Source organism: Streptomyces sp. NBC_00461 (assembly GCF_036013935.1).
Lineage (GTDB): Bacteria > Actinomycetota > Actinomycetes > Streptomycetales > Streptomycetaceae > Streptomyces.
On record NZ_CP107902.1, the window covers coordinates 5,343,972 to 5,356,727 of the forward strand.

Here is a 12,756-nt window from a genome sequence, read left to right on the forward strand (position 1 = left end):
CGAGCCCTCAGCCGTCAGCGCCCGCCAGGAACTCCGAGCTGGAGAAGGTGACCGCGGGGTCGGCCGCCACCAGCCCCTTCTTCACGCCGCGGTAGACCGCGACCGTGTCCTTGGTCTCGCCCCGGTACGTGCGCACCGCGAGGTCCGCCCGGCCGTCGCCGTCGAAGTCGCCGACTGCCAGTACCCGGGTGGTGCCGTGGGCCGGTGGCGCGACGGTCACCATGCCCGCCGTGGACAGGCCCGTCGTACGACCCCGGAACACCCGGAGCTGTGAGCCGCTGGAGACGAGTTCGCTGAGGCCGTCGCCGTCGAAGTCGGCGGCGTCGAGCATGGAGCCCGGGGAGGCGAGGGTGGCACGGGTGGCGGCCGGGAGGTCGTAGCGCAGGGCGGTCTCCCCCATCGCGCCGACCGCCGCGTCCAGGCCGGCGCCTCTGCCGAAGCGGCCGAGGGCGATGTCGATGCCCTCGGGCAGGGCGGCGCCGGTGCGGGTCGGGCCGTCGGGGCCGCCGAGGACGACGGACGCCTTGCTCGTGTCCTCCGCCGCACGGACCACCAGGTCGTCGTAGCCGTCCCGGTTGACGTCGGCCGCCGGGCCCGTGGGGAACTCGCCCGGCGAGGGCACGGGCGCCCCGGCCGCGCGGGGAGCGGCGGCCTTACGGCTGAACGGGCCGCGCAGATAGCTGAGTCGCTCCCCGGACGCGTGCAGCACGAGATCCTCGGCGCCGTCGCCGTCGAAGTCGCCGCACACCGGCTGGTCGGGCCAGTCGTTGCCGAAGCGGGCGGCGGCGGGGACGGTGAGCGTGACGGCGTGGGTCAGCCCGCCGGGCGAACCGAAGAGGACCTGGAGGGGGACCGGGGGGCGCCCCTGGCCGTCGTAGGGCGGGTCCGTCGAGACGATCAGGTCCGTGAAGCCGTCCTTGTCCAGGTCGCAGCTCGCCTCCGCGTCGAAGACGGCGGGCAGTTGGCCCTTGGTGCGGGCCGCGTACCTGACGGGACTGATCAACTGCCGTGCGTCCGGGGCGAGTCCGCGCGCGCTGCCGTAGACGACACCGATGCCCGCGTCGTCGGTATGGCTCTGCGCCTTCACGAGCGCGTCGAGCACGAGGTCGCGGTGTCCGTCACCGTTGAAGTCGTCGGGGGTTTTGCTGCCCTTGCCGTGTGGGACGGGGAGTTCGGCGGGGGCGTCGGCGATCTGTACGGGGGTGGGGTGGGCGGCTCCCGCTCCGGCGTCCCCGCCGGGTCCGCAGGCGGCAAGGAGGAGAGTGCTGCCGATGGCGGCCGCCGTACACATCCCGCCTCTTCGCACGCGCACCGTTCACCTCGTCAGCACCGTCGACAACGCCTGGGCAATGATGCACGTGTTCGAGGTGGGGCGACAGCCCCGGGATCGGCCAACCGACTGCTCCGGCCCTGGGCCGCACGATCGCGGATGCGGTTGCGGCAGGATGGCTCCATGAGCGTAGTCAAGATCAACGTGTTGACCGTGCCGGCCGAGCAGCGGGAGGTCCTGGAGAAGCGGTTCGCCGCGCGGGCCGACGCCGTGGGGGACTCCGACGGTTTCGAGTGGTTCGAGTTGCTGCGGCCCGTCGAGGGCACTGACCAGTACCTGGTGTACACGCGGTGGCGTGACGAGGAGTCCTTCAAGGCCTGGATGGAGGGGACGATGAAGTCGGCCCACCAGGGCGGCACCGAGGGTGGCGAGCGCCCGAAGCCGGCCGCCTCCGGCTCGACTCTCTGGTCCTTCGACGTGGTGCAGTCGGCGGGTCCGAAGAACGGCTAGCAGGCTGCCTTGGGCACGGTCATCCGATCCTGAGCTCGTAACGCAACCGCTGTCGCAGGGCGGGCATCACCATACGGTCGAGCTGGATCGGCCGATCGTCGCGGTCGAGCGTGAGCCGGGTGAGGCGCAGGACGGGGTCTCCCTGCGCGGTCCGCAGTGCGCGTCGCTCATCCTCGTCGGGCATGTCGGCCGTCACGTCCTCCCGGACGAGGACACCGGCATGGCCCAGGCTCGCCAGCAGGGTGACGGCTCCGCCGGGGATCTTGGCCGTCCCGGCAAGGCCCGTACCCCGGGCGATGTCGGCGGGGTAATAGGTGTCCGTCAGTTCGTTCGGCTCGTCGTCGAGAAGGATCAGACGCCGTCGTACGACGACGGGCTCGCCCTCCGCAATCCCGAACTGCCTCGCCACCTCGGCCGGGGCGGGCACCTCTCCGGCATGGACGATGCGCTGGGTTCCACGCCGGCCCTGTGCCGCCGCATCGGCACTCCAGGCGTCGCCCTGCCCCTTCTCGCGCGGCGTCAGATACGGCATCGAGGTGCTGACCCACTTACCCGCACTCATGCGGGCGGTTCGGCCTCTGCGACGGGTCGCTTCGCCACGAAGGAGCCGAGGCCGGGTTCCGTGTACGTCAGCCCTTCTTCGCGGAGTGCGCGCAGCACCTTGTGGGCGGTTGCGTTGGCAATCCCGAACTCCGACGTGAGTTGTACGACGGACGGCACGCGGGTCCGCGGCGCGTAGGTCCCGTCCTTTATGCGACCGCGGATCACTTCGGCCACCTGGCGCCAGCGGGGGATGTCGGGCACGAATTCGATCACCACCCCATCATGCGTATGCCTGCACTTCCGTGCGATGCAGAGAATCCCTAGCATGCCTAGACTGCTTCAGCTACGGTGAGGGCACGGAAGACCCCCGCGACGGTTGGCGCCGTCCGGGGGCGTGGACACCAGCTAACCGGAGCTGATGACGTGACCGACCTTATCCACCGTCTCCTCGCCTGGATGGGCCTCCTGCTCATCCCGCGCCGACCCGAAGACGTACCGCCGTCCCCTGCCGCACCACTGGAACCGTCGCTTCACCTCCTCCCGCCCCACCGCAGCCCGTACGGCCTCCACACCTCCCTCGACGGCACCGCCACCATCGCCGTACGCCCGTACCTCACCGCCCATGAACAGCGGCAACGGCGTCGCGAACTCGCTCTCGCCACGCTGGGGTTGGACATGCCCGGCCCGTACTGGATTCACGGTGTGGAGGTCGCCTGATGGAGTCGGAGTCACCTCGCCTGCTGCCCTGGCCCGGCCCCGAGGGCAAGCCCTGCTACCTGATCACCGACGACCTCGGCGGTCCCGTCTCCCGTCTCGCCGACGCCACCGAGTCGATCCAGCTCGGCATGGGGACCGAACTCCTCGCACACGCCCGCGACCTGCTCCCCGACACGCACATGCCGGCCGGTGAACTCCGTTTCCTCGCCGAGCGGTTGACCGAGGCTCTCCAGGACGCCCTCCGCGTCGCCGAGAGCCGCGGCCTGAGGTTGGGCCGCCTGAACTGACCGCCCCTGGGCGGGAAACGCCGACGCCCCCACGTCCACGTAGGACATGGGGGCGTCGCTGCGGCCGTAGCGGCCGTGGAACTACTTCACCGGCTCGGGCTCCGGTGCGCTCTCCGTCTCCTCGGCGTCCGTCGGGTCGGCCGGCGTCCTGACCGAGTCCAGGAGGAGCTGGGCGACGTCGACGACCTGGATGGACTCCTTGGCCTTGCCGTCGTTCTTCTTGCCGTTCACGGAGTCCGTGAGCATGACGAGGCAGAACGGGCAGGCCGTCGAGACGATGTCGGGGTTCACGGACAGGGCCTCATCAACACGCTCGTTGTTGATGCGCTTGCCGATCCGCTCCTCCATCCACATCCGCGCGCCGCCGGCGCCGCAGCAGAAGCCGCGCTCCTTGTGGCGGTGCATCTCCTCGTTACGGAGGCCCGGGACGCTCGCGATGATCTCGCGCGGGGGCGTGTAGATCTTGTTGTGGCGGCCCAGGTAGCACGGGTCGTGGTACGTGATGATGCCCTCGACCGGGGTGACCGGGACCAGCTTGCCCTCGTCCACCAGATGCTGCAGCAGCTGCGTGTGGTGGATGACCTCGTAGTCGCCGCCGAGCTGCGGGTACTCGTTGCCGATCGTGTTCAGGCAGTGCGGGCAGGTGGCGACGATCTTCTTGGCCGACTTGGGCTTGGCGGACTCCGGGACCACCTTGCCGTCGTCGTCCAGCTCCTCGCCGAACGCCATGTTCAGAGCCATGACGTTCTCCATGCCGAGCTCCTGGAACAGGGGCTCGTTGCCCAGGCGGCGGGCGGAGTCGCCGGTGCACTTCTCGTCGCCGCCCATGATCGCGAACTTGACGCCCGCGATGTGGAGGAGTTCGGCGAAGGCCTTCGTGGTCTTCTTGGCGCGGTCCTCCAGGGAGCCCGCGCAGCCGACCCAGTACAGGTACTCGACCTCGGTGAGGTCCTCGATGTCCTGGCCGACGACCGGGACCTCGAACTCGACCTCCTTGAGCCACTCCAGGCGCTGCTTCTTCGCCAGGCCCCAGGGGTTGCCCTTCTTCTCCAGGTTCTTGAGCATCGTGCCCGCCTCGGACGGGAACGCCGACTCGATCATGACCTGGTAGCGGCGCATGTCGACGATGTGGTCGATGTGCTCGATGTCCACCGGGCACTGCTCGACGCAGGCGCCGCAGGTGGTGCAGGACCACAGGACGTCCGGGTCGATGACGCCGTTCTCCTCGGCGGTGCCGATGAGGGGGCGCTCGGCCTCCGCGAGAGCCGCGGCGGGCACGCCGGCCAGCTGCTCCTCGGACGCCTTCTCCTCGCCCTCCATGGTCTTGCCGCCGCCGGCCAGCAGGTACGGGGCCTTGGCGTGCGCGTTGTCGCGCAGCGACATGATCAGGAGCTTCGGGGAGAGCGGCTTGCCCGTGTTCCAGGCAGGGCACTGCGACTGGCAGCGGCCGCACTCGGTGCAGGTGGAGAAGTCGAGGAGGCCCTTCCAGGAGAACTGCTCGACCTGGGACACGCCGAACACGTCGTCGTCACCGGGGTCGGTGAAGTCGATCGGCTTGCCGCCCGAGGTCATCGGCAGCAGGGCGCCCAGGGAGGTCTCACCGTTGGCGTTGCGCTTGAACCAGATGTTCGGGAAGGCGAGGAAGCGGTGCCAGGCCACGCCCATGTCGGTCTTCAGGGCGACCGTGATCATCCAGATGAAGGAGGTCGCGATCTTCAGGCCGGCGAAGAAGTAGGTGAGGTTCTGGAGCGTGGAGACGTCCAGGCCCTTCAGCCACGACACCACCGGGTACGAGATGAAGAACGAGGCCTCGTACGAGTCCACGTGGTGCTGGGCGCCCTCCAGCGCGTGCAGCATGAAGATGCAGACGCCGACGATGAGGATGACGGCCTCGACGAAGTACGCCTGGCCGAAGTTGGAGCCGGCGAAGCGGGACTTGCGGCCCGGCCTGTTCGGCTTGCTCAGCTGGCGGATCACGATCAGGACCGCGATGCCGAGCACCGTCATCGTGCCGATGAACTCGACGAACACGTTGTACGGAGCCCACTCGCCGATGACCGGGAGCAGCCAGTCGGCCTGGAACAGCTGGCCGATGGCGTTGACGATCGTCAGTAGCAGCGAGAAGAAGCCGACCGCCACGAACCAGTGCGCCACACCGACGATGCCCCAGCGGTTCATCCGGGTGTGGCCGAGGAACTCCCTGGCCACGGTGACGGTGCGCTGGACCGGTTCGTCGGTGCGGGTGCCCGCGGGCACGTTCTGGCCGAGCCGCATGAAGTTGTAGATCTGCACGATCGCGCGGCCGAACAGGGCCACACCGACCACGATCAGAACCAGCGACACGATGATCGCGGCGAGTTGCATTTGGGGGCTCCTCGGGCCTGCGAGGGGATTTCGTTCGAGGGCGGGGCCTCGACATTACTAAGCGGTAACTTATGCAGTCCGTCTGAGACTACCCCCATCTTCCATCGCACTGTAGCCAGCCGTTTGGTGATCTGCGTCGCTGAGGGTTGCCTTAAGGGTCGGCTGTAAAGGTCGGCCTCAAGGGTCCGCTTCAAGGTCTGTGACGATCCGATCGTGTTATTCATGCCAAATTGGTACATTCGCCCCTAACTTAGATCCGTGCTCTACGGGATCGCCGCCGCCACCACCGCCCTTCTGCTCGCCGCCGTGCTCACCGCACTGCTCCGGGTGCCTGCCCTGCGCCTCGGGGTCGTCGAGCGCAGACGGCAGCGGCAGCGGCCCCTTCCGCTGTTCGGGGGTGTGGCGGTGGTGCTCGCGACCTGCGCGGTGGCGGTGGCCGGGGACCGGTCCGGCGTCGCGCCGCTCGGATCCGGGGTGGGCCGACTGCTCGCCGCGGGGGGCGCCGTCGCGGCGCTCGGGCTCATCGCCGACCTGCGGCGGGTCAAGGCCCGTGTGCTCGTCGCCGGTACGGCGGTGGCGGCGGCCTGGGTGGTGCCGTACGACGAGATCGGGGTGCCCGCGGGTGTGCTCGCCGTCTGCTGGATCGTCTTCGTCGCCGTCGGGTTCAAGGCGCTCGACCACGCCGACGCGCTCGCGGGGACCGTCGGGGTCGTGACCGCCTTCGGGGTCGGCGCCTGTGCGGCGGCCGAGGTGATGGACGGGCTCGCGGTGCTGCTGAGCGTGCTGGCGGCCGCACTGACGGGGTTCCTCATGCACAACTGGCCTCCCGCGCGCGTGGGACTCGGTGCGTGCGGGTCGCTGTTCGCCGGGTTCGTGCTCGCCGCGTCGGCCGTGTTCACCCAGGCCGGTTACGGGCTGGCGTCCAGTGCGGGAGTGCTGTTCCCGCTCACCGCGGTGGCGAGCGCCGACGTACTCCTCGTGGTCCTGTCGCGGCGGCTGGCCGGGCGGCCGCTGCTGCGGGGCGGGCCCGACCATATCGCCCACCGGCTGCGGCGGTTGGGGCTCACCCCGCAGGGGGCGACCGTGCTCCCCGGCATCGGCGCGTTCGCCGGGGTGCTCGTCGGAGTGCTCATGCACATCGGGTGGACCGCCGAGTCCGGGGTGTTCTGGGTGGGGGCGGGGGCACTCATCGTCGTACTCCTGCTGCTTCGGGTGCCGGTGTACGGAGTCCGCAGACCCGTCCCCGCACAGGCCGAAGGATCCACGCGGGCCGGGAGAACGATGGCCACGCAGACCGGGAGAGTGGTGTCCACGCAGACCGGGAGGCCGGTGTCCACGCAGGTCAGCGGCCACTTGCGTGTAAGGAACGGATAAGAGTTGAGCCCCCGCGACTCAGGTCTGTTGACCCATCGCCGGGCGTCGTGCACACTTGAGTCCGTTCCACTCAAGTCAGCTGGAGGAAATCACCATGGCACGTGCGGTCGGCATCGACCTGGGCACGACTAACTCCGTCGTCAGCGTTCTGGAGGGCGGCGAGCCCACCGTCATCACCAACGCCGAGGGTGCCAGGACCACGCCGTCCGTCGTCGCCTTCGCGAAGAACGGTGAGGTGCTCGTCGGCGAGGTCGCCAAGCGCCAGGCGGTCACGAACGTGGACCGGACCATCCGCTCCGTGAAGCGTCACATGGGCACGGACTGGAAGATCGAGCTTGACGGCAAGGTCTTCAACCCGCAGCAGATGTCCGCGTTCATCCTGCAGAAGCTGAAGCGCGACGCCGAGTCCTACCTGGGCGAGAAGGTGACCGACGCGGTCATCACCGTCCCGGCGTACTTCAACGACTCCGAGCGCCAGGCGACGAAGGAAGCCGGCGAGATCGCCGGCCTGAACGTCCTGCGTATCGTCAACGAGCCCACCGCGGCCGCGCTCGCGTACGGCCTCGACAAGGACGACCAGACGATCCTCGTCTTCGACCTCGGTGGCGGCACCTTCGACGTGTCGCTCCTGGAGATCGGTGACGGCGTCGTCGAGGTGAAGGCGACCAACGGCGACAACCACCTCGGTGGTGACGACTGGGACCAGCGCGTCGTCGACTACCTGGTCAAGCAGTTCGCCAGCGGTCACGGCGTGGACCTCGGCAAGGACAAGATGGCCCTGCAGCGTCTGCGTGAGGCTGCCGAGAAGGCCAAGATCGAGCTGTCCTCGTCCACCGAGACCTCGATCAACCTGCCCTACATCACCGCGTCCGCCGAAGGCCCGCTGCACCTGGACGAGAAGCTCACCCGGGCTCAGTTCCAGCAGCTGACGGCCGACCTGCTGGAGCGCTGCAAGACGCCGTTCCACAACGTCATCAAGGACGCCGGCATCTCCATCAACGAGATCGACCACGTCGTTCTCGTCGGTGGCTCCACCCGTATGCCCGCCGTCGCCGAGCTCGTCCGCGAGCTGACCGGCGGCAAGGACGCCAACAAGGGCGTCAACCCGGACGAGGTCGTCGCCATCGGCGCCGCCCTGCAGGCCGGTGTCCTCAAGGGTGAGGTCAAGGACGTCCTGCTCCTCGACGTGACCCCGCTGTCGCTTGGTATCGAGACCAAGGGCGGCATCATGACGAAGCTCATCGAGCGGAACACGACGATCCCGACCAAGCGGTCCGAGATCTTCACCACCGCCGAGGACAACCAGCCCTCCGTGCAGATCCAGGTCTACCAGGGCGAGCGCGAGATCGCGGCGTACAACAAGAAGCTCGGGATGTTCGAGCTGACGGGTCTGCCGCCGGCCCCGCGCGGTGTCCCGCAGATCGAGGTCGCCTTCGACATCGACGCCAACGGCATCATGCACGTGACCGCGAAGGACCTGGGCACGGGCAAGGAGCAGAAGATGACCGTCACCGGCGGCTCCTCGCTGCCGAAGGACGAGGTCGACCGGATGCGCCAGGAGGCCGAGAAGTACGCGGAGGAGGACCACGCCCGCCGCGAGGCCGCCGAGTCCCGCAACCAGGGCGAGCAGCTCGTCTACCAGACGGAGAAGTTCCTCAAGGACAACGAGGACAAGGTCCCGGGCGAGATCAAGACCGAGGTCGAGGCGTCCGTCGAGGAGCTGAAGGCCGCGCTCAAGGGCGAGGACACCGCCGAGATCCGCACCGCCACCGAGAAGGTCGCGGCCGTCTCGCAGAAGCTGGGCCAGGCCATGTACGCCGACGCCCAGGCCTCGCAGGCCGCGGGCGGCGACGCTCCCGGTGCCGAGGCCCCCAAGGCCGACGACGACGTCGTCGACGCCGAGATCGTCGACGAGGACCGTAAGGACGGTGCCGCGTGACGGAGGAGACCCCGGGTTTCGACGAGAAGCCTGACGTCCCCTCCGGCGCCACCCCCGACGACGCCGAGCCGCAGGCCGCCTCCTCCTCTTCGGGGGAGGGGGCGGCCCCGGCCGGGGACGCAGCACAGATCGTCGGCCTGACGGCGCAGCTGGACCAGTCGCGCAAGGCGCTCGAAGAGCGCACCGCGGACCTCCAGCGGCTCCAGGCCGAGTTCCAGAACTACCGCCGCCGGGTCGAGCGGGACCGGATCACGGTCAAGGAGATCGCCATCGCGAACCTCCTGACCGAGCTCCTGCCCGTGGTCGACGACATCGGCCGCGCGCGGGAACACGGCGAACTCGTCGGCGGATTCAAGTCCGTCGCGGAGTCGCTGGAGACCGTCGCGGCGAAGATGGGACTGCAGGCGTTCGGCAAGGAGGGCGAGCCCTTCGACCCGACGATCCACGAGGCCCTCATGCACTCGTACGCGCCGGACGTCACCGAGACGACCTGCGTGGCGATCCTGCAGCCCGGGTATCGCATCGGCGAGCGCACCATCCGCCCCGCGCGGGTGGCCGTGGCCGAACCCCAGCCGGGGGCGCAGACCGTCAAGGCGGACTCCCCGGAGTCCGGCGAGGCGGCCGACGACAAGGAGAGCGGTGGCCCGGACGAGGGCTGAGCTTGAACCGATGAGAAAGGAGGGGCGTCGAGGATGAGCACCAAGGACTTCATCGAGAAGGACTACTACAAGGTCCTCGGCGTCCCCAAGGACGCCACCGAGGCCGAGATCAAGAAGGCGTACCGGAAGCTCGCCCGCGAGTTCCACCCGGACGCCAACAAGGGCAACGCCAAGGCCGAGGAGCGCTTCAAGGAGATCTCCGAGGCCAACGACATCCTCGGAGACCCCAAGAAGCGCAAGGAGTACGACGAGGCCCGCACCCTCTTCGGCAACGGCGGCTACCGCCCGGGGCCGGGCGGCGCGGGCGGCTCGTTCAACTTCGACCTGGGCGACCTCTTCGGAGGCAACCCCCAGGGCGCCGGGGGTTCCGGGGGCTTCGGCGGCGGAATCGGTGACGTCTTCGGGGGCCTGTTCAACCGCGGCAGCTCCGGCACCACGCGGGTGCAGCCCAGGCGCGGCCAGGACATCGACACCGAGGTCAGCCTCAGCTTCACCGAGGCGATCGAGGGGGCGACGGTCCCGCTGCGCATGTCCTCGCAGTCACCCTGCAAGGCCTGCTCCGGCACCGGCGACGCGAACGGCAACCCGCGGGTGTGCCCGACGTGCGTCGGCACCGGCCAGGTGGCGCGGGGCTCCGGCGGCGGCTTCTCGCTGACCGACCCCTGCCCGGACTGCAAGGGCCGCGGCCTGATCGCGGAGAACCCCTGCGAGGTCTGCAAGGGCAGCGGCCGCGCCAAGTCGTCCAGGACCATGCAGGTCCGCATCCCGGCCGGGGTGTCGGACGGCCAGCGCATCCGCCTGCGCGGCAAGGGCGCCCCGGGCGAACGGGGCGGCCCGGCGGGCGACTTGTACGTCACCGTGCACGTCGAAGCGCACCCGGTGTTCGGCCGCAGGGACGACAACCTCACCGTCACCGTCCCGGTGACGTTCGCGGAGGCGGCCCTCGGCGGCGAGGTCAGGGTTCCCACCCTGGGCGGCCCTCCCGTCACCCTGAAGCTGCCTCCGGGCACGCCCAACGGCCGCACCATGCGTGCCCGGGGCAAGGGCGCGGTCCGCAAGGACGGCACCCGCGGCGACCTCCTGGTCACCGTCGAGGTGAGTGTTCCGGTGGACCTGACGGGGAAGGCTCGTGACGCGCTGGAGGCGTATCGCGAGGCGACCGCGGGCGAGGACCCGCGGGCGGAGCTGTTCCAGGCCGCGAAGGGAGCTTGACAGAGATGGACGGCCGTCGACGCAACCCGTACGAACTGACCGAGGAAACCCCGGTCTACGTCATTTCGGTGGCGGCCCAGCTCTCCGGCCTGCACCCGCAGACCCTGCGCCAGTACGACCGCCTCGGCCTGGTCTCCCCGGACCGCACGCCCGGCCGCGGCCGCCGCTACTCGGCCCGCGACATCGAACTGCTGCGCACCGTGCAGCAGTTGTCGCAGGACGAGGGCATCAACCTGGCCGGCATCAAGCGGATCATCGAACTGGAGAACCAGGTCGCCGCGCTCCAGCAGCGCGTCGCCGAACTCCAGTCGGCGGTCGAGGGCGCGGCGGCGGCGATGCAGCAGCGTGAGGCGGCGGTGCACGCGTCGTACCGCCGCGATCTGGTCCCGTACCAGGAGGTGCAGCAGACCAGTGCGTTGGTGGTGTGGCGGCCGAAGCGGCAGCAGTCCGACTGACGTCCTCGCGGCAGGTCGTGGAAGGGGCTCGGAGACATTCCGGGCCCCTTCGCCATGTTCGGGCCTTCGGGTGACAGACCGACACGTAGTGGCCTGACTCTAACGTTGACGTCTCATTACCCGGTTATTCCTTGACGATCGTGTGAAGAAAGCGTTGGCTTCCTTCACCTGGGCCGCGTGAAGCACCCTGGTTCGGAAGGTGTCGGAAGGTAAGCGCAGTGAACACCCGTAGCCGTCGTATCGCCCTGTGCGTGGCAGTCGCCACGACCGCCCTCTCGCTCTCCTCCTGCGGGGTGCTGAACGTGTCGGGGGACGGCAAGTCGGCGAGCCCCACGAAGGGCAACGACGTCACCATCGGGCTGCTGCTGCCGGAGACGGCCAACACCCGGTACGAGAACTTCGACTACCCGATCATCAAGGAGCAGGTCGCCTCGCTCACCAAGAACCAGGGCAAGGTCGACTACGTCAACGCCGGCCAGAGCGCGGACAAGCAGGCGTCCCAGATGCAGAAGATGATCGATGACGGGGTCGACACCATCCTGCTGGACGCGGTGGACGCGCACGCCATCGCCGGTGAGGTGAAGAAGGCGAAGGACGCCGGTATCCCGGTCATCGCCTACGACCGGCTGGCCGAGGGCCCCATCGACGCGTACATCTCCTTCGACAACGAACTCGTCGGCGAGGTCCAGGCCCGCTCCCTGCTCGACGCGCTGGGCAGCGGCGTCGACACCTCCGACAAGATCGTCATGATGAACGGCTCGCCCACCGACCCGAACGCCAAGCAGTTCAAGGCGGGCGCCCTGTCCGAACTCAACGGCAAGGTGACGATCGCCGAGTCGTACGACACCAAGGACTGGGACCCGAAGAACGCCGAGTCCAACATGACCGAGGCGATCAACGCGATCGGCAAGGACAACATCGCGGGCGTCTACTCCGCCAACGACGGCATGGCCGGCGGCATCGTCAAGGCCATGGAGGACGCCGGCATCACCAGCCTGCCGCCGCTCACCGGTCAGGACGCGGAACTGGCTGCCGTGCAGCGGATCGTGGCAGGCCAGCAGTACATGAGCGTGTACAAGTCGTACCCGCAGGAGGCCCAGGCCGCCGCGCAGATGGCCGTGGCCAAGGTGCAGGGCAAGGACATCGAGTTCGACGCCCTCACCCAGGACACGGTCGACAGCCCCACGGACAAGGGCATCCCCGCGCAGCTCGTCACCGTGACCGCCCTGACGAAGAAGAACATCAAGGCGACGGTCGTCGCCGACGGCATCTACAAGATCTCCCAGATCTGCACGTCGAAGTACGCCTCGAAGTGCGCGGCGATCGGCCTCAAGTAGGCCGGTTGTCGACCGTCTCCCTCGTGTGCCGCGCGGACGACGCGAACCCGGTGCCGGCCAGGTTCGCGTCGTACGTGGAGCAGCCGCCC

At 69.1% G+C, this 12,756-nt stretch carries 13 protein-coding genes; 9 read left to right on the forward strand and 4 right to left on the reverse strand.

Annotated elements, in window-relative coordinates; genetic code table 11:
- Positions 1-7: 7 nt before the first annotated feature.
- Positions 8-1,291, reverse strand: a complete 1,284-nt coding sequence (locus OG870_RS25020; protein ID WP_327691467.1) for an FG-GAP repeat domain-containing protein — start codon at positions 1,289-1,291, stop codon at positions 8-10.
- 162 nt (positions 1,292-1,453) lie between these two features.
- On the opposite strand from OG870_RS25020, the gene OG870_RS25025 reads away from it, so the two are divergent.
- Positions 1,454-1,780, forward strand: coding sequence for an antibiotic biosynthesis monooxygenase family protein (locus OG870_RS25025; RefSeq protein WP_266518497.1), 327 nt, complete (start codon positions 1,454-1,456; stop codon positions 1,778-1,780).
- 19 nt (positions 1,781-1,799) lie between these two features.
- On the opposite strand, the gene OG870_RS25030 is transcribed toward OG870_RS25025, so the two are convergent.
- Both OG870_RS25030 and OG870_RS25035 read right to left on the reverse strand, forming a co-directional pair.
- Positions 1,800-2,342: a GntR family transcriptional regulator gene (locus OG870_RS25030; RefSeq protein WP_266588802.1), complete on the reverse strand. Its 543-nt coding sequence runs from the start codon at positions 2,340-2,342 to the stop codon at positions 1,800-1,802.
- On the reverse strand, positions 2,339-2,596 hold the full coding sequence (locus OG870_RS25035) for a GntR family transcriptional regulator (protein WP_266518503.1): 258 nt from the start codon (positions 2,594-2,596) through the stop codon (positions 2,339-2,341). The genes OG870_RS25030 and OG870_RS25035 overlap by 4 nt, the downstream gene beginning before the upstream one ends.
- Positions 2,597-2,746: 150 nt before the next feature.
- Here OG870_RS25035 and OG870_RS25040 point away from each other — a divergent pair, with 150 nt between their 5' ends.
- Together OG870_RS25040 and OG870_RS25045 are read left to right on the forward strand one after the other, a co-directional pair.
- The gene (locus OG870_RS25040) at positions 2,747-3,040 is read left to right on the forward strand and encodes a hypothetical protein (RefSeq protein ID WP_266588804.1); all 294 of its coding nucleotides are present in this window, start codon (positions 2,747-2,749) and stop codon (positions 3,038-3,040) included.
- Positions 3,040-3,327, forward strand: a complete 288-nt coding sequence (locus OG870_RS25045) for a hypothetical protein (protein ID WP_266518509.1) — start codon at positions 3,040-3,042, stop codon at positions 3,325-3,327. Before OG870_RS25040 ends, OG870_RS25045 begins: the two co-directional genes overlap by 1 nt.
- A gap of 81 nt (positions 3,328-3,408) precedes the next feature.
- Here the strand turns inward: OG870_RS25045 and OG870_RS25050 are convergent, their stop codons facing one another.
- A complete protein-coding gene (locus tag OG870_RS25050) occupies positions 3,409-5,691 on the reverse strand; it encodes a (Fe-S)-binding protein (RefSeq protein ID WP_266518512.1) in 2,283 nt (760 codons plus the stop codon).
- A gap of 258 nt (positions 5,692-5,949) precedes the next feature.
- Here OG870_RS25050 and OG870_RS25055 point away from each other — a divergent pair, with 258 nt between their 5' ends.
- From OG870_RS25055 to OG870_RS25080, 6 genes are all read left to right on the forward strand, one after another.
- Positions 5,950-7,065 (forward strand): MraY family glycosyltransferase, encoded by a 1,116-nt coding sequence (locus tag OG870_RS25055; RefSeq protein ID WP_266588806.1) that lies wholly within the window; start codon positions 5,950-5,952, stop codon positions 7,063-7,065.
- Positions 7,066-7,159: 94 nt separating this feature from the next.
- Positions 7,160-9,004: a molecular chaperone DnaK gene (dnaK, locus tag OG870_RS25060; protein WP_266518518.1), complete on the forward strand. Its 1,845-nt coding sequence runs from the start codon at positions 7,160-7,162 to the stop codon at positions 9,002-9,004.
- Positions 9,001-9,663: a nucleotide exchange factor GrpE gene (gene grpE, locus OG870_RS25065; protein ID WP_266518521.1), complete on the forward strand. Its 663-nt coding sequence runs from the start codon at positions 9,001-9,003 to the stop codon at positions 9,661-9,663. Before dnaK ends, grpE begins: the two co-directional genes overlap by 4 nt.
- Before the next feature lie 33 nt (positions 9,664-9,696).
- A complete protein-coding gene (gene dnaJ, locus OG870_RS25070; RefSeq protein ID WP_266925576.1) occupies positions 9,697-10,875 on the forward strand; it encodes a molecular chaperone DnaJ in 1,179 nt (392 codons plus the stop codon).
- A 5-nt stretch (positions 10,876-10,880) separates the two neighbouring features.
- Positions 10,881-11,330: a heat shock protein transcriptional repressor HspR gene (locus tag OG870_RS25075; protein WP_266518527.1), complete on the forward strand. Its 450-nt coding sequence runs from the start codon at positions 10,881-10,883 to the stop codon at positions 11,328-11,330.
- A 218-nt stretch (positions 11,331-11,548) separates the two neighbouring features.
- Positions 11,549-12,667 carry a substrate-binding domain-containing protein gene (locus OG870_RS25080; protein WP_266518530.1) on the forward strand — a complete coding sequence of 373 codons (1,119 nt, stop codon included), beginning with the start codon at positions 11,549-11,551 and terminating at the stop codon, positions 12,665-12,667.
- Positions 12,668-12,756: the final 89 nt, after the last annotated feature.

What these genes read in the sequence shown, in the direction of transcription:
- OG870_RS25020 (WP_327691467.1), bottom strand. Translation starts at nt 1,291, where the DNA reads ATGTGTACGGCGGCCGCCATCGGCAGCACTCTCCTCCTTGCCGCCTGC.
- OG870_RS25025 (WP_266518497.1), top strand. Translation starts at nt 1,454, where the DNA reads ATGAGCGTAGTCAAGATCAACGTGTTGACCGTGCCGGCCGAGCAGCGG.
- OG870_RS25030 (WP_266588802.1), bottom strand. Translation starts at nt 2,342, where the DNA reads ATGAGTGCGGGTAAGTGGGTCAGCACCTCGATGCCGTATCTGACGCCG.
- OG870_RS25045 (WP_266518509.1), top strand. Translation starts at nt 3,040, where the DNA reads ATGGAGTCGGAGTCACCTCGCCTGCTGCCCTGGCCCGGCCCCGAGGGC.
- OG870_RS25050 (WP_266518512.1), bottom strand. Translation starts at nt 5,691, where the DNA reads ATGCAACTCGCCGCGATCATCGTGTCGCTGGTTCTGATCGTGGTCGGT.
- dnaK (WP_266518518.1), top strand. Translation starts at nt 7,160, where the DNA reads ATGGCACGTGCGGTCGGCATCGACCTGGGCACGACTAACTCCGTCGTC.
- dnaJ (WP_266925576.1), top strand. Translation starts at nt 9,697, where the DNA reads ATGAGCACCAAGGACTTCATCGAGAAGGACTACTACAAGGTCCTCGGC.
- OG870_RS25075 (WP_266518527.1), top strand. Translation starts at nt 10,881, where the DNA reads ATGGACGGCCGTCGACGCAACCCGTACGAACTGACCGAGGAAACCCCG.